Origin of the sequence: Comamonas sp. lk (genome assembly GCF_900564145.1) — a bacterium.
Classification (GTDB): domain Bacteria; phylum Pseudomonadota; class Gammaproteobacteria; order Burkholderiales; family Burkholderiaceae_C; genus Comamonas.
In genome coordinates, this window is the sequence record NZ_UOOB01000001.1 from 2093516 (window position 1) to 2113939 (window position 20424).

15 protein-coding genes and 1 pseudogene are annotated in these 20424 nt (G+C 62.3%); 11 read left to right on the forward strand and 5 right to left on the reverse strand.

Annotated features, from left to right (window positions below; translation table 11 throughout):
* Positions 1–87 precede the first annotated feature (87 nt).
* From EAO39_RS09665 to EAO39_RS09685, 4 genes are all read right to left on the reverse strand, one after another.
* Positions 88–870, reverse strand: coding sequence for an IclR family transcriptional regulator (locus tag EAO39_RS09665; RefSeq protein ID WP_120967196.1), 783 nt, complete (start codon positions 868–870; stop codon positions 88–90).
* Positions 851–1708 carry a helix-turn-helix domain-containing protein gene (locus EAO39_RS09670; protein ID WP_120967197.1) on the reverse strand — a complete coding sequence of 286 codons (858 nt, stop codon included), beginning with the start codon at positions 1706–1708 and terminating at the stop codon, positions 851–853. Before EAO39_RS09670 ends, EAO39_RS09665 begins: the two co-directional genes overlap by 20 nt.
* Positions 1709–1900: 192 nt before the next feature.
* The gene (locus EAO39_RS09680) at positions 1901–4048 is read right to left on the reverse strand and encodes an acetate--CoA ligase family protein (RefSeq protein ID WP_205589364.1); all 2148 of its coding nucleotides are present in this window, start codon (positions 4046–4048) and stop codon (positions 1901–1903) included.
* Positions 4049–4181: 133 nt separating this feature from the next.
* The gene (locus EAO39_RS09685) at positions 4182–5168 is read right to left on the reverse strand and encodes a tripartite tricarboxylate transporter substrate binding protein (RefSeq protein WP_120967199.1); all 987 of its coding nucleotides are present in this window, start codon (positions 5166–5168) and stop codon (positions 4182–4184) included.
* Positions 5169–5464: 296 nt separating this feature from the next.
* On the opposite strand from EAO39_RS09685, the gene EAO39_RS09690 reads away from it, so the two are divergent.
* The 4 genes from EAO39_RS09690 to EAO39_RS09705 are packed head-to-tail and all read left to right on the forward strand — an operon-like array spanning position 5465 to position 11116.
* A complete protein-coding gene (locus EAO39_RS09690; RefSeq protein WP_120967200.1) occupies positions 5465–6658 on the forward strand; it encodes an acyl-CoA dehydrogenase family protein in 1194 nt (397 codons plus the stop codon).
* A gap of 14 nt (positions 6659–6672) precedes the next feature.
* Complete coding sequence (locus EAO39_RS09695; protein WP_120967201.1) at positions 6673–7779, forward strand: acyl-CoA dehydrogenase family protein; 1107 nt, start codon at positions 6673–6675, stop codon at positions 7777–7779.
* Positions 7780–7816: 37 nt separating this feature from the next.
* Positions 7817–9928: an FAD-dependent oxidoreductase gene (locus tag EAO39_RS09700; RefSeq protein ID WP_120967202.1), complete on the forward strand. Its 2112-nt coding sequence runs from the start codon at positions 7817–7819 to the stop codon at positions 9926–9928.
* Positions 9929–9943: 15 nt separating this feature from the next.
* Positions 9944–11116: an acetyl-CoA C-acyltransferase gene (locus tag EAO39_RS09705; RefSeq protein WP_120967203.1), complete on the forward strand. Its 1173-nt coding sequence runs from the start codon at positions 9944–9946 to the stop codon at positions 11114–11116.
* Positions 11117–11157: 41 nt separating this feature from the next.
* On the opposite strand, the gene EAO39_RS09710 is transcribed toward EAO39_RS09705, so the two are convergent.
* Positions 11158–12210 (reverse strand): LacI family DNA-binding transcriptional regulator, encoded by a 1053-nt coding sequence (locus EAO39_RS09710; protein ID WP_120967204.1) that lies wholly within the window; start codon positions 12208–12210, stop codon positions 11158–11160.
* Positions 12211–12336: 126 nt separating this feature from the next.
* Between EAO39_RS09710 and hisD the strand changes: the two genes are divergently transcribed.
* The 7 genes and pseudogenes from hisD to EAO39_RS09745 all read left to right on the forward strand — a co-directional run bounded on the left by hisD (position 12337) and on the right by EAO39_RS09745 (position 20405).
* Entirely contained in the window at positions 12337–13644 is a 1308-nt protein-coding gene (gene hisD / locus EAO39_RS09715; protein WP_120967205.1) for a histidinol dehydrogenase, read from the forward strand.
* A 144-nt stretch (positions 13645–13788) separates the two neighbouring features.
* Positions 13789–16038, forward strand: a complete 2250-nt coding sequence (locus EAO39_RS09720) for a sulfatase-like hydrolase/transferase (protein WP_120967206.1) — start codon at positions 13789–13791, stop codon at positions 16036–16038.
* 13 nt (positions 16039–16051) lie between these two features.
* Positions 16052–16792, forward strand: a complete 741-nt coding sequence (locus EAO39_RS09725; RefSeq protein ID WP_120967207.1) for an SDR family oxidoreductase — start codon at positions 16052–16054, stop codon at positions 16790–16792.
* Between the two features lie 159 nt (positions 16793–16951).
* Positions 16952–17923, forward strand: a complete 972-nt coding sequence (locus tag EAO39_RS09730; RefSeq protein WP_120967208.1) for a tripartite tricarboxylate transporter substrate binding protein — start codon at positions 16952–16954, stop codon at positions 17921–17923.
* 313 nt (positions 17924–18236) lie between these two features.
* Positions 18237–18593 (forward strand): DUF202 domain-containing protein, encoded by a 357-nt coding sequence (locus tag EAO39_RS09735; protein WP_120970895.1) that lies wholly within the window; start codon positions 18237–18239, stop codon positions 18591–18593.
* The gene (locus tag EAO39_RS23065) at positions 18497–18913 is read left to right on the forward strand and encodes a DUF202 domain-containing protein (protein ID WP_120967209.1); all 417 of its coding nucleotides are present in this window, start codon (positions 18497–18499) and stop codon (positions 18911–18913) included. Before EAO39_RS09735 ends, EAO39_RS23065 begins: the two co-directional genes overlap by 97 nt.
* 258 nt (positions 18914–19171) lie before the next feature.
* Positions 19172–20405, forward strand: a pseudogene (locus EAO39_RS09745) (CoA transferase).
* Positions 20406–20424 lie beyond the last annotated feature (19 nt).

Below are 20424 nucleotides of genomic sequence, written 5' to 3' on the forward strand. Positions count from 1 at the left end.
CTGACAAAAGCATAGGCATCCCATGCTGGCTTTCGATAGGTGTTTTGCTGTGTGAACCGTTTGGCCACCCGGCCCGTGCCGTCGCTGTTATCGCAGGCCCAGCGCGCGCTCCACGCTGCGCACCAGTGTCACCAGCCGCGGTCCGATCTCGCGTTCGAGCACCCCGTCCTCAGCCTGCTCCGCCATGATGCCGCAGTTGAACACTAGGATTTCGGCATTCACCGGCATGGCCATCGGCACACCCACTGAGTGGTGCTCCGGGCGCCAGTCGCCGCGGTTGCGGCAAAAGCCCAGTTCCAGCAAATCGCGTTGCGCTTCTGCGATGCGTGCATGGTGTCTTTGGTATGACCTCGGCTCGTTGACTTTCAGTTGGTTCAGAATTTCGTCCCTCTTGCGGGCGCAGGCGTGCGACAGCCAGGCCCGTCCCATCGCCGTTTCCAGCAGCGGAAGCGGCAAGCCGATGTCGGAGCGCGGCATGGGGCTTTCCGCGCGCCGGCACGCCTCGACGTTGATCATGTGGAGCCGGTCACGTATGCCCAGTGCGACCGTGCCGTTGTACTCATCCGCCAGCGCCTGCATGTACGGACGCGCCACCTGGCGAGCACGCATGCCGGCGAGCAGGGAGTAGCCCATGGACAGCACCGACGACCCCAGGCGATACCGGTGGAGGATCTTGTCGTGCCGAAGGTAGCCCTGCTGGACGAGTGTGTAGAGCAGGCGCGAAACCGTCGCTTTGTTAAGGCCCGTGCGCTCCACGAAATCGCGGCAGCGAAGCGCCGCTTCTCCGGCGCGAAAGCATTGCATCAGCTCCAGCCCGCGCGCCAGCGTATTGGCGAACTGCCGGTCTTTTTCAATGGTGTGCGGGGGCATCGCGCATTCCCGTGGTTTCGGCGTCGAGCCGATGCCGTACCTCGGCGACCAAGGCCAGCAGACGCCGTCCCAGTGCCTCCTCCAGGGCCCGCGAGGCAAGGGCCTTTCCCGGGACGCAGCAGTTGAAAACCAGCAACTCGTCTTCGACGGTGACGCCGAGCGGCACGGCCACCGCATGGACTCCGTCATGGAAGTCGCCTCGCGTAAAGCAGTAGCCAAACTGCGCCATGTCCTGGCGCGCCGCGTCCAGTTCGGCCTGGTATCTGCGCCATATGTCCGGCGTATCGCATTCCAGCGCCTGTTGCACCGTAGCAGCCTGCTCGCTTGGCGCGCGCGCCAGCCAGGCCCGGCCCATGGCCGTCTGCAGCATGGGAATGCTGGCGCCAATGTCGGGCAATTGATCCACCAGGTCGCGTGCACGGCAGGTCTCCAGATAGACCATCTGCGTGCGGTCGCGCATGCCCAGCGCGACCGTTCCACCCATCTCGGTCGCCAGCGCATGCATCAGCGGCCGGGCGACCTGCCGAACCTTCAAACTGACGAGCAGCGGATAGCCCACGGTGATGGACGCCGAGCCCAGCCGGTACCTGCGCATCGCTGTGTCAAATCGCAGAAAGCCCAGCAGCGTCAGCGTGTACGTCAAGCGCGTGATGGTCGCTTTCGACAGGCCGGTGCGGTGCGCCAGCTCGGCATTGCTGAGCAACTGCTCGGCCAGTGTGAAGCAGCGCAGCAGGTCGAGGCCGTGGACCAGTGAGGTGGCAAACTGGTAGTCCCGCGCCGGCTTCTTGGTCGAGCGGACTCTGGGCACCTTTGCAGGGAAGCAAGAGGAATGGGGCATGCCTGTCTCCATGTGGCAGCGGATCTTCGAGACGGACGAAGAACGCCTTCACAGGGTATGGCTGATAGCCGCACGTGCCTATGCGTGTTTCTTTATATTAAACAGCGTTGCACGCAGCCGGCATGCGCAGGCGGCTGTGACAACAGCCAGAAAAGACGCCCTCCAGGCCGCACGGGCCTGGAGGGCTGCGGCTTAATGTTGCGGGTGTGCACCGACCTCGATAACGGCATCCACGGCGACGCCGCCCTGGCCTTGCGGCAGCACCAGGAAGGGGTTGATGTCAATGGACTGCAGTTGGTCCTTGGCCGCGTAGGCGAACTGCGACAGTCGCACCAGCGCATCGGCCAACGCCGCTACATCGCATGCCGGTCGGCCACGCACGCCGTACAGCACGTCTTTTCCCTTGAGCGAGTCGATCATGTCGAGAGCGGTCGCATGGTCGAATGGGGCCAGCCGGAAGCTGACGTCGCGCAGCACTTCCACCAGTATTCCACCCAGCCCCACCATCACCACGGGGCCGAACACCGGATCGGTGTGCACGCCCAAAATGCATTCGACGCCGTCCTTGACCATGGGAGCCACCAGCACGCCTTCGATGCGCGCATCGGGACAATGCTGGCGCGCCGAGGCCATGACATCGTCGAAGGCGCAGCGAACGCCTTCCGAGGTGCCGAGACTGAGCCGGACACCGTCAACGTCGCTCTTGTGCAGTACGTCCGGCGACAGCAGCTTGACCACCACCGGTGGGCCAAAGCGCTCTAACGCCGCCACGGCTTCGTTAGCATTCGAGCATGCTGCATGGGCGACCACGGGGAAGCCCGCCTGTTTCAGCAGGTCCAGCGCCTGCGCTTCGGTGAAATGGGACGTGCTTTGCAATGCCGTGCGCAGGCCCGCGGTCAGTGGCGCCACGATGCTGGCTTGGACGTGGGTGACGGGGCGGGAGATGGCCGCCAAGGTTCGGATCGCTGCCGTGGGGTCACTGAACAGCAGCACGCCAGCCTCTTCCAACGGCTTGCGCTGGTGCGCGGGTATCAGCGTGCAGATCGCCATCAGCATGTCGGGAAAGCGCTTACGCGTTTTCATCAGGCTGTCGCGGTACTGGGGCCACAGCGTTTCGGACATGCCGGATGCGGCCAGGAAAACGATCAGGCTGTCGTAATTGCCGCTGTCGGCCATCAGGTCGGCGGCGAAGCTCAGCAGGTCGGGCTCGGAAGACGACTGGCCGGTGATGTCCACCGGGTTCTTGGGGCCGGCAAAAGGCACGCGCTCCACGATGGCACGCTGCGCTTGAGCCGGCATTTCGGGCAGCACCAGTCCCGCGTCTTCCGCGTCGTCCGCCATCAGCGCGCCGACCCCGCCGGACACCGTGAGTACGCCCAGGCGCTGGCCTGCGGGGCGCCGCTGGGCCACGCTCAGGGCATAGCCGAAGTTAAAGAAGTCTTCAATCGTCAGGGCGCGGATCACCCCGTATTGGCGGAACAAGGCGTCATAGACGGCGTCGTCACCCGCCAGCGACGCCGTGTGCGAGGCCGCCGCCTGGGCCCCCGAGCCGGTGCGCCCGACCTTGGTGACTACCACCGGTTTTCCCAGTTCGTGCGCGCGGGCCAGGGCCCGCTTGAGTGCCTCACCGTCACGGCAGCCTTCCACGTAGGCCATGATGACTTTGGTGTGGGGATCGTTGGCCAGCCATTCGATGCAGGCGGCCACGTCCACGCTGCACTGGTTGCCCGTACTCATCCAATACGAGAGTCCCATGCCACGCTCGCGGGCCATGCTGTAGGCATAGGCACCAAAGGCACCGCTTTGCGTCACCATGCCCACGTTGCCGGCCTCGACCAGTCCGGCAAAGGGGGCGGGTGAAAAGGTCGCGTACAGCTTTTCGCGCACGTTCATGAAGCCCAGGCAATTCGGGCCCAGGATGGCCATGTTGTGCTGGCGCGCAATGGCCGCCAGGCGCTCCTGGGCGATGACGCCTTCCGCGCCGACTTCGGCGTAGCCGGACGTGAACACCACCGCGCTGCGGGCCCCGGCGCGGGCGGCTTCCTCGATCGCCGCGCCGGCGGCGGCGGCCGGTACCGCCACGATGGCCATGTCCACGGGCGCACCGATGCTCGCGATGTCCGGATAGGCACGCAGGCCCTGCACCTCGGTCGCTTTTGGGTTGATTGGGTAGATCTTGCCGCCGTAGCCATGGCGGATCAGGTGCGTCAAGGGCAGGGCGCCGATCTTGTGCAAGGCCGACGAGGCGCCGATGATGGCAACGCTCTGGGGGCGGAACATCGTGGTCAGCGCGCAATCGTTCTGCAATGCGTCGCTTTTGAAAGGGTGGCGTGCGTTCATGCTGAAATTCTCAAAGGATGCGCCCGCGGGGGCGTGGTCTCGCATTTGCGCCAGGCGATGGAGCAAGCTTGCGACAGGGATGAAAGGGGCGAGGCAGGGGTGACTGCCTGGAACTACGGGTGCCGCAGGGCGTTTACTCCAGCTTCGCGCCGGAGAGTTTGGCAAGCCGTGCCCAGGTGGCCACGTCCTTGCGCTGCATCACGGCGAATTCATCGACGTTGAGCGTTGAAGGGTTCAAACCGAGACTGGCCAGCGTTTTCTGGATTTCCTGGTCCACGACGAGCTTGGCCAGTGCTGCCCGCAGTTTTTCCTGTACCGGACGCGGCGTCTGGGGCGGAGCGAAAACGGCATACCAGCTGTCGGTGTCGAAAGTGATGCCCTGTTCGGTCAGCGTGGGCACATCGGGCATGCTGGGTGCTCGCTTGGAGCCGGTCACGGCGATCACCCGTACCTTGCCCGTCTTGTAAAACGGAGTAATCGTCGTCACATCGACCATCGTCAGCGGCAACTGGCCGGCGATGGTGTCGTTGAGTGCCAGTAACGCCCCCTTGTACGGGATGTGGAGCATCTTGGTGCCACTCTCGCCCTGGAGCATTTCCATGGCCAGGTGTCCCGCCGAGCCTATGCCCCAGCTACCGTACGAGCCTCCGTTGGAGGTCTTCTTGCTCCAGGCAATCAACTCCTTGACGTTGTGGACGGGCAGCGACGGGTGGACGGCGATGGCGTTGCCGAAGCTCGCAATATGCACCAGTGGCACAAAGTCTTTGACCGGGTCGTAGGGCAACTGTGGATACAAGGCAGGAGCAATGGCATGGGTGGCGGTGTTGCTTAGCATCAGGGTGTAGCCATCGCCCCGCGCCCGGGCCACGCTGCTCGCAGCCATGGTGCCAGCCGCACCGATGACGTTTTCCACCACGACCGCTTGCTTGAGTGATTCGGAAAGCTGCTTGGCGAGTACACGACCCAGGGTGTCGGCGCCACCACCAGCAGGGTAGGGTACGACGAGGCGTAGCGGGCGATCGGGGAAATCGGCAGCAATGGTTGGAAACGAAGTTCCTGCCGTGGTCGCGACCAGCGCGATGGCAGCCAAAACTGCGCGTCGTTGCAATTGAATCGTCATGGTGCTCTTTCCAAAATTACCGCTGAAACATGGTGTGGTCCGAAGTCAGTGTCGTCGCCGACCATGGCAGCGGCAAGCCGCCGAGCGTAAGGTTTTGCTATGTGAGCCTGGCAGGGTGGGCGCGCACTTTTCGCGACGCAAAAGGTGAACAGGTTCTAGGGAAAACGCGCGCCTGCGGCAAAAGGCGTGCGGCCGCTGTGGAACACATAGCGAAACACCGCGCCGGAAAACGGGTCGTCGCTCCAATAATTAATTTCTTGCCTACCTTGGCATGCGATTCGATTCAGGAGACACGCATGGGTTTGAAGTTCAGTCCGGCCGACGAGGCCTTCCGGCAGGGCGTACGCACTTTTGTGCGCACACATCTTCCCGACCGCATCCGCGACAAGGTCGCTGCTCACCGTCCATTGGATAGGGAAGACTATCTGGACTGGCATCGCCTTCTGGCGGCCAAGGGATGGGTGGCCCCTGGCTGGCCGGTGGAGTATGGCGGTACCGGATGGACACCGGTGCAGACCTATATCTACGAAGAGGAGCTGGATCTGGCCAATGCCCCGCGTGTGCCGGCCTTCGGCCCACGGATGGTGGCGCCGGTGATTACGGCGTTTGGCACAGAAGCTCAGAAAAGCCGGTTTCTGCCGCGCATTCTCAGCGGCGAGGACTGGTGGTGCCAGGGCTACTCCGAGCCTGGTGCAGGCTCGGACCTAGCCGGGTTGAAGACCCGCGCTGAAGTGCGCGATGACGGCTTCGTCGTGAACGGCCAGAAGACCTGGACCACGCTGGCGCAGCACGCCAATATGATTTTTTGCCTGGTGCGCACCGATGGCAGCGCCATCAAGCAAAAAGGCATTTCCTTTCTGCTGATCGACATGGCGACGCCCGGCATCACGGTGCGGCCCATCATCACCCTGGACGGTGAGCACGAGGTCAACGAGATCTTTTTTGAAAACGTGTTCGTGCCGCGTGAGAACCTTGTGGGCGAAGTGAATGAGGGCTGGACCTACGCGAAGTACCTGCTGAGCCACGAGCGCTTCGGTATCGCCCAGATCGGCCGCTCCAAGCGTGAGCTGACCCTGCTCAAGCGCATCGTGCGCGGCCAGCTCGGTGGCATGTTCACATCGGCCCGCGCTGCGCGGTTGAATGAACGCATCGCGGAACTGGAGATCGACCTGCTGGCGCTGGAGTACACCAATCTGCGACTGGTCAGCGAGGCCCAGGCCGGCGGCGAGGTGGGCGCGCGGCCGTCAATCCTGAAAATCAAGGGCAGCGAACTGGCACAGGGCATCAGCGAGCTTCTGGTCGAGGCCATAGGGCCGCGCAGCCTGTCTTATGTCGACCCCCATGTCGCGACCCAGACAGCGCTGGATGCCGAGCTGCGCGAGGCGTCGGCCATCACGCGCCAGTACCTCAACTGGCGCAAGTTATCGATCTTCGGCGGCAGCAACGAGATCCAGAAAAACATCCTGTCCAAGGTCGCCCTTGGGCTGTAGAAAGGGTCAATACCATGGATTTTTCCTTGAATGAAATGCAGCAAATGCTGTCCGATAGCATTGCACGCTACGTCTCGCGTGAGGGCGCCAGTGCCCGCGATTTTTCGCCCGCCCGCTGGAAGCAGTTTGCCGAGATGGGCCTGCTGGGCCTGACGGTTTCCGAGAGTCTGGGCGGATCGGGAGGCAGCGCGGTCGACGCGGCCTGTGTGATGGAGCAGCTCGGACGCGGCTGTGTGCGCACGCCCTACGCTTTCAGCGCGGTCTACGCCAGCAGCCTGCTGGGCGATCTGGGCGACGCTGCGCAGCAAGATCGCTGGCTCACGGCACTGGCCAGCGGCGAAGCGATGTTCGCTTGCGCTGTCTACGAAGTCGAGGCCCGTCATGACCTGTTGCCGCTGGCTGCACGGGCTGAGCGCCAGGGCGATGGGTTCGTGCTCAGCGGACACAAATCCAATGTCTGGTATGCCCAGCATGCCTCCCACGTGATCGTCGCCGCACGCACCGAAGGCGTGGCCGGCGATGCACAGGGCCTGAGCTTGTTTGTCCTGCCGACCGATGCGCCGCAGCTCGTCTGGCGCCACTTTCCCACCGTCGACGGGGGCTGCGCATCGGAGCTGACGCTGAACAAGGTGGTGGCTACGGCGGCACAGGTGCTGGGGCCGGTCGGCGACGCGCATGCCGCGCTGAGCACGGCCGAGCGGCGCACGACGGCGGCGCTGGCCGCTGAGAGCGTGGGCCTGTCCACGGTGATGCTGGACATGACCGTCGAGTATGCCCGCACGCGTCAGCAGTTCGGCCAGGCGATAGGTGCGAGTCAGGCGCTGCAGCACCGCATGGTTGACATGCTGATTGAGGTCGAACAGGCGCGCTCGCTTGCCTGGTTCGCGGCCACCTCGGTCGACGAGGGCGATGCGGTGGCTCAGACCCGGGCCGTGTCGGCCGCCAAAGCGCGCACCGGCGCGGCTGGCAGCAGGGTCGGTAAGGATGCCATCCAGTTGCACGGTGGCATGGGCATGACCGATGAGCTGCTGCTGTCCCAGTACGTCAAGCGCCAGATGGCCGTCGAACAGACGCTTGGTGATACGGCGTTCCATGTCGAACGTTTTGCCCGCATCGACTGAAGCCGAGCGCCTTTTTCATTCTTCATTGAGTATCGACATGACTGCACATATTCACATCCACCGCGACGGCGATGTCGCATTGATTCGCCTGGAAAATCCACCCGTCAATGGGCTTGGTTTCGAGCTGCGCCAAGGTTTGGACGAGGCTTTGCATGCCGCCGAAGCAGATACCAGCGTGCGCGCCGTGGTGATCTACGGGGGCGGCAAGATGTTCTGCGGCGGCGCGGACATCCGGCAGTTCAACACGCCCAAGGCCGGCGCTGAGCCGACGCTGCGTTCGCTGGCCACGCGTCTTGCGGCCTCCACTAAGCCGGTGGTAGCGGCCATTCACGGGATGGCGCTGGGCGGTGGCCTGGAGCTGGCGCTGGCTTGCCACTACCGTGTGGCCACCAAGGTCAGCCAATTGGGCCTGCCCGAAGTCAAGCTGGGCCTGCTGCCTGGCGGCGGCGGAACGCAGCGGTTGCCGCGCCTAGTCGGCGCGGTCCAGGCGCTGCGCATGATCGTCACGGGCGAGCCCGTGGGCGCAGAGGCGGGACTGACTTGCGGGTTGCTCGACGCGGTGGTCGACGGCGAGCTGCTGGCTCAGGCCACGGCGTTTGCGCGTGACAAGGCCGGTGCAGCCCTGCCGCTGGTGTCCCGCATGGTGGCGCGTAACGATGGGGCTGCCACGCTGTTCGACGACGAGCGTGTACGGCTGCGCCAGGCCAAGCCGGGCTTCACTGCTCCGCAGGAGTGCATCAACTGCGTCGAGCAGGCGATGGTTCTGGATTTCGAAGCAGGTCTTGATTACGAGCGCGAGCGTTTCGGTGTGCTGGTACAAGGCCCGGAGTCCAAGGCCTTGCGCCACCTGTTCTTCGCCGAACGCGAGGCCGCCAAGCTCGACGATCTGCCTGCAGGCACCCAGCCACGTCCTATCCACCATGTGGGCGTCATAGGCGCGGGCACCATGGGCGTGGGCATTGCGATGAGCCTGGCCAACGCGGGCTTGCGCGTGACCTTGCTGGAGATGCGGCAAGCGGCGCTGGACCGCGGCTTGGGCATGATTCGCGACAATTACGCTGCCACCGCCGCCAAAGGCAAGCTCAGCGCGGCGGAGCTGGAGCGCCGTGTCGGGTTGATCCAAGGCACGCTCAGCTATGACGCACTCAGCGACGTGGACCTGGTGATCGAGGCGGTGTTTGAAGAGATGTCGGTCAAACACGAAGTCTTCGAGCGCTTGGACCGTGTGTGCAAGCCGGGCGCCATTTTGGCCACCAACACGTCGCGACTGGATATCGACCAGATCGCCGCCGTGGTCTCGCGTCCGCAGGACGTGATCGGCCTGCATTTTTTCAGTCCGGCGAATATGATGCGGCTTCTGGAAGTAGTGCGCGGCGCCAAAAGTGCGCCGGATGTGATCATGACGGCCATGCGCCTGGGCCAGCAGATAAAGAAGCTGCCCGTGCTGGTGGGCAATTGCGATGGTTTCGTGGGCAACCGCATGGTGCTGCCGCAGGCGATCGAAGCCGAGTTCCTGTTGGAAGAGGGCGCGACGCCAGAACAGGTGGACGCTGCGCTCAAAGATTGCGGCATGGCGATGGGGCGCTTTGCTGTGGCCGACCTTGCAGGTCTGGATATCGGATGGACCATTCGCAAACGCATGGCCGAGACGCGCAAGCCTGGCACCCGGTCTTCTCGAATTCTCGAGCGTGTCTGCGCGCTTGGCCGCTTCGGGCAGAAAACCGGTGCTGGCTTCTACCGCTACGAGGCCGGCAGCCGAACGCCGCTGCCCGATCCCGTAGTGCATGGACTGATAGACGAATGCTCACTTGCAGCAGGCATCCCGCGCCGGGAGATCAGCGACGCGGAGATCGTCGAGCGCAATGTTTATGCCCTGGTCAATGAAGGCGCGCGCCTGCTCGCGGAGGGCATCGCCCGCCGAGCATCCGACATCGACCTGATTTACGTCAACGGCTATGGCTTTCCCCCCTTCCGCGGTGGCCCTATGTTTTATGCCGACACGGTAGGCCTGGACAAGGTCTACGCGCGTATCCGGGAATTCCACCAGGAACACGGCGACCAGTGGGAGCCCGCACCTTTGCTGGCCCAACTGGCGGCTTCCGGCGGCCGCTTTCAGGATCTGGGCGATTCCCAGGCTTCGACCCAATAACCAAGGAGATTTCCCATGAATGACGCAGTCATCGTTTCTACTGCCCGTACCCCCATTGGCAAAGCCACACGCGGGGCATTCAATGACACCAATGGCGCGGAGCTCGGCGCCCATGTCGTGCGCCATGCCGTGGCGCGTGCAGACATTGATCCGGCCGAAATCGAAGACGTGATGATGGGCACGGCGCGCCCTGAAGGCACGACCGGCTTCAATATCGCGCGCCAGATTGCACTGCGCGCCGGCCTGCCCGTCACGGCCTCGGGCGTGACCGTCAATCGTTTCTGCAGCTCGGGACTGCAGACCATCGCCATGGCCGCACAAAGCGTCATGGGCGGCGCACCTATCGTGGTGGCCGGCGGGCTGGATTCGGTGAGCCTCACGCTCAACCACACCAATATGCACCAGGCGCGCAACGCGTGGTTGCTGGCCCACAAACCGGCCATCTACGCGGCGATGATAGATACCGCTGAAACGGTTGCCCGGCGTTATGGCGTTTCTCGCGAGCGCCAGGATGAATACGGACTGCAAAGCCAGCAGCGCATGCTGGCCGCGCAGGAGGCGGGGCGTCTGGCCCGGGAAATCGTGCCCATGACGACACGTAAGCTCGTCGTGGATAAACAGACCGGCGAAGCGCGCCAAGAGGAAGTGACGCTGACGCAGGACGAGGGCATCCGCGTCACCACCTTGGACGGTCTGCGGGGCCTGAAACCGGTGGTGGAGGGCGGCTGCATCACCGCCGGGAATGCGAGCCAGCTGTCGGATGGTGCCAGTGCCTGCGTGGTCATGGATGCTCGCCTGGCCCAGCGTCGCAACATTCAGCCGCTGGGCATCTTCCGTGGCTTTGCGGTGGCCGGCTGCGAGCCAGACGAAATGGGTATTGGCCCGGTCTTCGCGGTGCCCAAGCTGCTTAAGCGTGCCGGACTGAAGATGGAGGACATCGGTCTGTGGGAGCTGAACGAGGCTTTTGCGGTCCAGGTGCTTTACTGCCGCGATCGCCTGGGCATCCCGAACGAACGCCTGAACGTTGACGGCGGAGCGATCGCCATCGGCCATCCGTTCGGCATGTCGGGCGCGCGCATGGTGGGCCATGCTTTGATCGAGGGCAAGCGCCGTGGCGTGAAATATGTGGTCACGACCATGTGTGTGGGCGGCGGCATGGGCGCGGCAGGCCTGTTCGAGGTCGTCTAGCGACTCTACGCCTGCCAGCGGCTGCTGGCAGGGACCACAGGCTATGGCTTGCGCACAAGGCCAGTGGAGTCGCGCTGGATCAACTGGATCGGTAGGATGTCCCGTGTCGCGGGTGAGAAATGGTTGCCCTGCATCCGCTCCACGAGTCGACGTGCTGTCGTGCGTGCCATGGCTTCCACTGGTTGGCGAATCGTCGTTAATGCGAGCAAGGGGGAGCCTGCCAGGGGAATGTCATCGAAGCCGATCACCGACAGCTGCTGCGGCACGGCAATGCTGCGGCGCTTCGCTGCGTCAAGTACGCCCATGGCTATGGTGTCATTGCCGGCGATGATGGCCGACACGGGCTGAGGCTGCGCTAGCAGCGAAACTGCGCCGGAGTAGCCGCTTTCGGTGGTGTACTCGCCGAAGATGACGGGCACGTCCTGGCGTGGAATGCCCTGGAGTTCCAGCCATTTCATCGCTCCTTCGTAGCGGTCACGGCTGGTCGAAGTGTTGCGCGGCCCCATCACGATGCCGATGTTCCTGTGGCCGAGCTCGTACAGGTGGCGCGCCGCTTCCGCGCCGGCGTGGCTGTTGTCGATCTCGACAGTGTCGATACCGGGCTCGTCGACGGAGCGGACGACGAGTACCAGCGGAATGCCGCGCTGCTTGAGTTCGGCCACCACGGGCGAGTCCAGCGAAGCCGTCGCAAAGATGAGCCCGTCGAGAAACCCGTCGATCAGCGGCCGCAGGGTCTGCAGGCTGCTGGCTTCGTTCATGGAGTCGATGATCAGCGTGACGTGGTAACCGCAGGCCAGCAATTCGTCGTGCAGGTGCTCCAGCAGCACCGTCATGAAGCGGTTATGCAGTGCGCCGATCACAACACCGACGATCTTCGTGGCCGACTTTCTGACCTTGCGGCCTTGCGTGGGAAGGCGGTAGCCGAGCGCGCTGGCCGCCGCCTGCACCAGGTCGCGCGTGCCCGCGCTGATGGATGCGTGCCCTGACAACGCACGTGACACAGTCGAGGTGGAAACGCCTGTGCGTTGCGCAACGTCGTCCAGTGTAGGGGCGCTGGGCATGGAGGCGCTTCGGTGGGCGGTCTGGGATTTCATAAGTGATTCCTGCCAGGGTTAACCATGAATGTTTGCGCAACATTTGCGCAATTTGCTAATGCAAACTGTACACATCTTGCGTGAAATTGCAAAGAAATCCCAACTCAGATGATCGGAGAGACACATATGGTTCGCTATCTCAAAGAAGGCCGCACGGCAGAACAGTCCGCCCAGGACGCATCGCAAGTGCAGGCCACCGTCCGCAATATTCTTTCCGACATTGAAGAGCGTGGCGATGCCTCCTTGCTGGAACTGTCCACCAAGTACGACAACTGGTCGCCGGAAAGCTTTCGCCTGTCGGATGCCGAAATTGCCGCCTGCGTGAAACAGCTGACGCCCGGTCAGCTCGACGATATCCGCTTTGCGCAAACCCAGATCCGCAATTTCGCGCAACACCAGAAAAACACCTTGCACGATCTGGAAGTGGAAACCTTGCCCGGCGTGATCCTGGGCCATAAGAACATGCCCGTCGAGAGTGTGGCCTGCTATGTGCCGGGGGGAAAGTTCCCGCTGGTGGCGTCGGCCCACATGGGCGTGGTGACGGCCAAGGTCGCAGGCGTGTCGCGCATCATCGCTTCGTCGCCGCCCGTGGGCGGCAAGCCAGCACCCGCAGTGGTCGCCGCCATGCACCTGGGTGGTGCAGATGAAATCTACACGCTGGGCGGTGTACAGGCGATCGGCGCTTTCGCTTTGGGGACTGCAAGTATTGAACCGGTGACTATGGTGGTCGGCCCCGGCAACGCATTCGTCGCGGAAGCCAAGCGTCAGCTGTTTGGCCGCATCGGCATTGACCTCATTGCCGGCCCTTCGGAAACCCTGGTCATCGCCGATGACTCGGTCGATGCCGAACTGTGCGCCACTGATCTGCTGGGCCAGGCCGAGCACGGCTTCAATACGCCTGCCATTTTGCTCACCAACTCCGAGAAGCTGGCACGCGACACCATCACCGAAATCGAGCGCCTGCTGAAAATCCTGCCGACGGCCAAGACGGCCGGCGTGTCCTGGCGCGACTATGGTCAGGTGATCGTCTGCGACTCCTACGAGGAAATGGTGACGGAGGCCGACCGCATCGCCAGCGAGCATGTCCAGGTCATGACGCGCGATCCGGATTATTTCCTGAAGAACATGCGCAACTATGGGGCCCTGTTCCTGGGCGCACGCACCAACGTAGCTTACGGTGACAAGGTGATCGGCACCAACCACACGCTGCCTACCGGCAAAGCCGGCAAGTACACCGGCGGGCTGTGGGTCGGCAAGTTCATTAAGACATGCACCTACCAGAAGGTCTTGACCGACGAAGCCTCGGCCATGATCGGCCGATACTGCTCGCGCCTGTGCGCTATCGAAGGCATGGTCGCCCACGGCGAGCAGGCCAACATCCGTGTGCGCCGCTATGGCAATGAAGATGTGCCCTACGCAGGCGTAGCCGCCTGAGCTCAGGCGACAGCGACAGGATGGGGCGGACTAGCAGCCGTGCAGGTCTAGCCTGCTCCAGGCCTGTACCCGCCCCACGCTGGTGGACTACAGCGCTTTTTACCTATCTGAAGCCAGAGGCTTCACTTTCGGAGACACAACAAGATGAACCCCGCAAATGCGTTCAAGGGAACAATCGGCAAGACCTACAAGGACTCCGTGCCATGGTGGCCTGACAAGGTGGCGCCACCGGCGGGCGCACCCAACGTAGTGTTTGTCGTTTTGGACGATGTGGGCTATTCCGACATCGGCTGCTACGGCTCCGAGATTGCCACGCCACGCATGGATGAATTGGCCGCCAAGGGCGCGCGCTATTCCAATTTCCATGTGACGTCGATGTGCTCGCCTACGCGGGCCTGTCTGCTGACGGGGCGCAATGCCCATACCGTGGGTGTCGGCATCATTGCGGAATGGTCCAGCGGCTTTCCTGGCTACAGCGGCCAGGTGTCTAGCGAAGCGGCGACCATCCCTGAAGTGTTGGGCCAGCATGCGTACGGAAGCTACGCCGTCGGCAAATGGCATCTAACCAATATCGCCGACTATGGTTCGGCTGGCCCGCACGACAACTGGCCCATCGGCAAGGGCTTCAGCCGCTGGTATGGCTTCCATGGCGCGCTGACTGACCAGTGGAACCCGGAGCTGTGCCAGGACAACCGTCCTATCCGCCTGGAAAAGCCGGAGAACTACCACCTGAGCACGGACCTGGTGAATCACGCGATCACCGACGTGCGTGACCACCTGTCTTCCGCGCAGCAGCGTCCCTTCTTTCTCTACCTGGCTTTCGGTGCCTGCCACTGGCCGCACCATGTGCCACAGGAATACATAGACCGCTACAAGGGTCGCTACGACGGTGGCTGGGACGGTATCCGGGCCGAGCGTCTGCAAAAGCAGATCCGCCTGGGCGTTGTGCCACCCAACACCACGCTGTCGCCCTTGAACCCTGGTGTCCAGCCCTGGACCGAGTTGACAACCGACCTGAAGACCTTGTTCACGCGGCTGCAGGAAACCTACGCCGGTTTTCTGGAGCACACCGATTCTGAAATCGGCCGCCTGGTGGACTACCTCGATTCCGTTGGCCAGCTCGACAACACGCTGTTCGTGCTGCTGTCCGACAACGGCGCCAGCGCCGAAGGTGGCCCGACAGGAGCCATCAATCTGCGCAAGCACATGGTGTACGAGAAGGAGTCGCCAGAAGTGGGACTGGCGAACCTGGACAAGATCGGCAGCGAGCAGGCCTACAACCACTACCCGACAGGCTGGGCCCAGGTCTCGAACACACCGCTGAAGTGGTACAAGAAAGGCACGCATGGTGGCGGCGTGCGCGCGCCGCTGATCATGCACTGGCCGGGGCAGATCAAGGACGAAGGGGCCATCCGCCACCAGTTCCATCACGTTATCGACCTCGCGCCCACGGTTTACGACATTCTGAAGGTGCAGGCGCCGCAAACCTACAAGGGCACGCCGCAGTTGCCGATCCATGGCCTCAGCATGGCCTATACCTTTGGCGAGTCGACAGCACCCACGCGCAAGGAAAGCCAGTTCTTCGAATTGCTCGGTGATCGCGCCATCTGGCACCGCGGCTGGAAGGCCGTCGCACGCCATCCCAAGGACGGAGACTTCGAGAAGGATGAGTGGGAGCTGTACCACTTGGACCAGGACTACGCGGAGATCCATGACCTGGCGGCGCAAAAGCCCGAAAAGCTCAAGGCAATGGTCGACCTGTGGTGGGATCAGGCACGCCAATACGGCGCGCTCCCGCTCGATGACCGGGACTGGGAACGGGCGGCCGCACGCCTGAAGATGAACCCGGTGGCGCATTACGAGCTGCATGGCGACATGGCCCGGATCGACCGGCTGACTTCGCCCGATATCACCGACCGTAGCTACCGGATCAAGGCCACGTTCAACGGTGCGCGCGCTCCCGGGGTGGAAGGCATTCTCCTGGCCTGGGGTAGTCACTTCGGTGGCTTTGTGCTGTTCCTTCAGGGCGGCAAGCTGTGCTACGAATACGTCTACTCCGAGTCAGTGACGCACCGCCTCCAGGTGGACTTCCGGCCGGCAGCGGACAAGGCGAGCATCGAACTGCGGTTCCAGCGCCAGGGTAAGAATGCGGGCGCGGCCTCGCTTTACGTCGATGGCGTGGAGCTCGGCTCGGTGGTCATTCCCAGCACCTGGCCCACGCACGGTACCACCGCCGGCCTCAACTGCGGACTGGATGCGGGCGCACCCGTCAGCCGCTCCTACGAGGCACCGTTTGCCTTTACCGGTGCGTCCCTGCGGGTCTTCGTCGACCTCGACATTGATGGCGGAACCGAGCCGAGCGCGATTTACGCCGCGATTCTCGGTGAGCAATGAACCGGAGGCTTCAATGACAGATTTTTCGCTTGCGGGAAAAGTGGCCTTCGTGACCGGTGCAGGTCGTGGCATAGGACGCGCGATTGCCCTGGGTTACGCCAGGGCTGGCGCGGACATCTGCTGCGCGGCACGCTCGCCCGCTGAAATCGATGAAACCGTGGCACTGATCGTCCGTGCCGGGGGTAAGGCGACCAGCGTCACGATAGACGTTACGGACTACGCCAGCGTGGAGGCCGCGTTCAGCCATGCCGCAACCACCTTGGGGGGGGTCGACATCATCGTGGCCAACGCCGGCAGCTCCGCAGAGAACATGCTCGTGGAAGAGTCCGACCTGCACAGCTGGAAGCAAACCATCGATACCAATCTGATCGGTGCTTACCACACGGCCAGGGCGGCCATCCCCCACATGCGCGCACGTGGCGCGGGGAAGCTGATCTTCATCGGCTCGGGCATGGGGCACCGTAGTTCAGCCACGCGTTCCGCCTATGCAGTCTCCAAGGCGGGCGTGTGGATGTTGACTCGGGTGCTCGCGCAGGAGCTGGCCGAGCACAACATCTGTGTTAATGAGCTCGTTCCCGGGCCGGTAATGACCGCGTTCATCAAGGGCCGCGAGGAGGCGCTACGTGCAGGTGGCCCGGGCGGCGAATGGATGAAGGAACCAGACGAAGTGGTCCCTATGGCCCTCTTCATAGCGGCGCAACCGACGCAAGGTCCGACAGGTCAGAGCTTTAGCCTGGCCCGTAGGGAGCTGTAAATAGGGCAGGTAAATGCATGAAACGGCCATTCACCCCATGCGTTTGCGTATGCAGGTGCGCATGGAGCGATTCGTCCAGGTGAGCAACCACAGCGCCGGATAAGCCGGCCCTCGTTGGGCCTGGCAGGTCACTCACTCAAAAAAACTGGAGACAAGACAATGCAAAAAAGCAAATCATTCGCCCTGTGCGCATTGGCGGCACTTGCGATTCAGCCTGCCATAGCGCAGCAGGCTTATCCCAGCAAGCCCATTAAATTGATGGTGGGTTTTGCTCCAGGCGGCTCGGGAGACATTGCGGCACGCCTAGTTGCGGAAAAGCTGACTCAGGAGCTCAAACAGCCGGTCATTGTGGAAAACCGTCCTGGTGCCGGCGGCAACATCGGTGCCGAGCTAGTTGCCCGGGCTGCACCCGATGGCTACACCCTGCTCGTATCGTCAACGGGGCAGATTGTGATCAATCCGAGTCTTTACAAAAAGATGTCGATCAATCCGATGAAGGACCTAGCCCCCATCATCCTGATACAGAACGAACACAACCTGATGGTGGTCAACCCTTCAATTCCTGCGAAGACGCTCAAGGAATTCGTTGCCTATGCTAAGACCGTCTCAACGCCGATCACATTTGCATCGCCAGGTCAGGGCTCGCCGGCACACCTGGCTGGTGAGCTCATGAACCAGGCTGCTGGTTTGAAGATGCTGCATGTACCCTATAAGGGTTCCAGCGCCGCCGTGAGTGATCTTCTGGCCGGACATGTGGTGATGGCGATCGACAACATGCCTGCACTCCTACCGCAAGTCAAGGCTGGAAAATTGCGTGCACTGGCAGTGGCGAGTACGCACCGTGCTGCGGCAGCGCCCGATATCCCGACCATGGATGAGGCCGGTCTAGCCGGCTATGTTGTTCCGGCTTGGAAGGGCTTGATGGCCCCGGCGGGAACGCCCAAGCCAATCATCGACAAGCTGAACGCGGCCGTTCTCAAGATGCTGGCAATGCCCGACGTGCGACAGCGAATGGTCGATATCGGCGCAGAGCCCGCAGGCGGAACGCCCGAGCGCTTTGGCGAACTCATCAAAGCTGAAACAGCGAAATGGTCGATGCTGGTGAAGTCCACAGGCACCACCTTGGATTGATCGCCCCTTTTTTTAGGGGAGTTATCGTCGGCCGCTGTGAGCGGCCTATCGGGCCTTCAACGGGGACATTGGACTCTAAGCTTTTCGTTTGGTGCTTGGAGCCGATGTGCCGCACCGGGGGTAACTGACCTGTCTGTGGGCGAGCTCAATCTGGGAAACGTCGTCATCCAGCTAGATTTCTCCTGTATAGGCATTTCCCAGTTGAGCGGCGTGAATGAACCGTTCACCTAACTGGAGCGCACGCTCTTCGACATAAGAAAGTAAGGCGATGGTGAATGAGCACTCTGAGAAATCACCCAAGAAAACAGGTTTTGTGGGCGAGCCGCAATGGAGGCGAGAAGGAATAGAGCCTGATTACCGTTTCTCGCTGGCCAATGAACGCACTTTTCTCGCCTGGATTCGTACAGCCCTAGCGCTGCTGGCCGGCGGAGTTCTGTTGGAGCAGTTCTCTACTCAGCTTGCTTCGCATCAGGTGATCGTGTCCCTCGCCATCGCTATGGGCATGTTGGCTGCCGCGCTGTGCGGACTGGCTTATGTGCGCTGGCGCGCCAACGAGATTGCTATGCGCAATTCATGCAGATTGCCTGGCACGCTGGCCATTCCGCTGATCTCTGCAGGCACGCTGAGCATTACGGCTGTGCTCGTATTTTTGCTGGTGGTACAAGCTTGAACTCATTAGCTCGGCCCCGGGACCCCGGCCTGCAGCCCGAACGCACCGCGCTGGCTTGGAGTCGCACCGGCTTGGCGATGTTGCTCAATGCGCTGTTGGCACTTCGCTCTGGCTGGGTGGGGCAACATGCGCCGATCACGGGTCTGGGTCTGGTATTGCTGATGGCCTCAGGCGCCATCATTTTTTATGGTGCTTGGCGCCGGCGACACCTGTTGTGTGGTCATGGAGTGGTGGCACCGTCGGCGCACGCCATCACTGCCGTGGCGGCGGTCACGTTTTTGGCGTGTGTTGTCGCACTTGCATCTGCCATCACGAGCTGAATTGGCGTTTTTTCCCCGTGGGAGCAATGATCTCTGTCAGTGCCTCATCCTGCTTTCGAACGAGGAAGCTGATCCAGACGCCGTGACGCAAATTCTGCTTGCTGTTTTCCTTTCTCTTTGAGCGCTTTGCCCAGATGGCGGCTTTGCGGCAAGCCCGCTGAGTTGGTGTGCGAATATTTGTTTAATATATTAAAACTGAAATTGCATTATATGCAGCAGTGAAACAAACTCATGGCACTTCTAAAGGATCGATGTGCCATGACCAACTCTGCGCAAAATTCGGGTATTTCTACAGTGAAAGGCGGACCGCTTGTCGGTGTTCGCATTCTCGACATGGCGACGGTTGTTGCCGCGCCATTCTCGGCAACGCTGTGCGCTGACCTAGGGGCTGAAGTCGTAAAGCTTGAGCTACCCGATGGCAGCGACTCCCTGCGGACGCTTGCACCGGTCAAGGATGGGAACGCGCTCTACTGGAAGGTGACCAATCGCGGCAAGCGTGGCATTACGCTGGATGTGCGCAAGCCGGAAGGGCGGGAGCTCTTCCTGCGCTTGCTGCCGCAGTTTGACGTGCTTGTCGAAAACTTCCGCACGGGCACCATGGACCGCTGGGGCCTCGATCTGGAGACGCTGCACAAGGTCAACCCGCGCTTGACCGTATTGCGCCTGACTGGCTTTGGTCAAACGGGTCCCTATGCACAGCGTCCGGGATTCGCCCGCATCTTCGAGGCCATGAGCGGATTCGCGCACCTGACGGGTGAAGCGGACGGCAGTCCCCAGCACATGAACTATCCGCTCGGTGACGTGGTCGCGGGCCTGTTCGGTGCCTTCTCCATTGCCTCCGCAATGGTGGAGCGTCGCCAACACCCGAATGGCCCCGGCCGCGAGATCGACCTATCGGCGACGGAGGCCATGATGCGCTTGCTGGAGCCGCTGGCGGTGGAGTTCGAGCAGCTCGGGGAGGTGAGGCAGCGCGCGGGTAGCCGCGCCACCTATACGGCACCTTCCAACATGTACCAGACTTCGGACAAGGTCTGGGTCACGATTGTGGGTACCTCCGAAACTATTTTTCGCCGGATCTGCCAGGCCATAGGTCGGCCCGAACTATTCAACGAGCCTCGCTTTGCCACCAACATCAATCGGGTACGCAATCTCGAGGAACTGGACGGCATCGTCAAGTCGTGGTGCTCGGCGCGGACCTTTGAATCACTCGCAGCAGCGCTGGGCTCGTATGAAGTCCCTTTCAGCAAGGTCTACGGCATCGACGACGTTTTGGCCGATCCGCACTTCCAGGCGCGTGAAACCATCATCCGCCTGCCCGATCCAGACCTTGGTAGTGTGCCTGCGCCTTGCGTTGTGCCGAGGTTTTCCGGAATTGCTATCCCTGTGCCGCGATCAGGCCCCAGCGTTGGAGACGCATAACAGTGAGATTTATTCAATGTTGGGGCTGGACAGCGCCGAGCTGCAACGACTTAAAGACACTCAGGTCATTTGATTTTTGTACGGAAGCCACC

What these genes read in the sequence shown, in the direction of transcription:
- EAO39_RS09665 (WP_120967196.1), bottom strand. Translation starts at nt 870, where the DNA reads ATGCCCCCGCACACCATTGAAAAAGACCGGCAGTTCGCCAATACGCTG.
- EAO39_RS09670 (WP_120967197.1), bottom strand. Translation starts at nt 1,708, where the DNA reads ATGCCCCATTCCTCTTGCTTCCCTGCAAAGGTGCCCAGAGTCCGCTCG.
- EAO39_RS09680 (WP_205589364.1), bottom strand. Translation starts at nt 4,048, where the DNA reads ATGAACGCACGCCACCCTTTCAAAAGCGACGCATTGCAGAACGATTGC.
- EAO39_RS09685 (WP_120967199.1), bottom strand. Translation starts at nt 5,168, where the DNA reads ATGACGATTCAATTGCAACGACGCGCAGTTTTGGCTGCCATCGCGCTG.
- EAO39_RS09690 (WP_120967200.1), top strand. Translation starts at nt 5,465, where the DNA reads ATGGGTTTGAAGTTCAGTCCGGCCGACGAGGCCTTCCGGCAGGGCGTA.
- EAO39_RS09695 (WP_120967201.1), top strand. Translation starts at nt 6,673, where the DNA reads ATGGATTTTTCCTTGAATGAAATGCAGCAAATGCTGTCCGATAGCATT.
- EAO39_RS09700 (WP_120967202.1), top strand. Translation starts at nt 7,817, where the DNA reads ATGACTGCACATATTCACATCCACCGCGACGGCGATGTCGCATTGATT.
- EAO39_RS09705 (WP_120967203.1), top strand. Translation starts at nt 9,944, where the DNA reads ATGAATGACGCAGTCATCGTTTCTACTGCCCGTACCCCCATTGGCAAA.
- EAO39_RS09710 (WP_120967204.1), bottom strand. Translation starts at nt 12,210, where the DNA reads ATGAAATCCCAGACCGCCCACCGAAGCGCCTCCATGCCCAGCGCCCCT.
- hisD (WP_120967205.1), top strand. Translation starts at nt 12,337, where the DNA reads ATGGTTCGCTATCTCAAAGAAGGCCGCACGGCAGAACAGTCCGCCCAG.
- EAO39_RS09720 (WP_120967206.1), top strand. Translation starts at nt 13,789, where the DNA reads ATGAACCCCGCAAATGCGTTCAAGGGAACAATCGGCAAGACCTACAAG.
- EAO39_RS09725 (WP_120967207.1), top strand. Translation starts at nt 16,052, where the DNA reads ATGACAGATTTTTCGCTTGCGGGAAAAGTGGCCTTCGTGACCGGTGCA.
- EAO39_RS09730 (WP_120967208.1), top strand. Translation starts at nt 16,952, where the DNA reads ATGCAAAAAAGCAAATCATTCGCCCTGTGCGCATTGGCGGCACTTGCG.
- EAO39_RS23065 (WP_120967209.1), top strand. Translation starts at nt 18,497, where the DNA reads ATGCAGATTGCCTGGCACGCTGGCCATTCCGCTGATCTCTGCAGGCAC.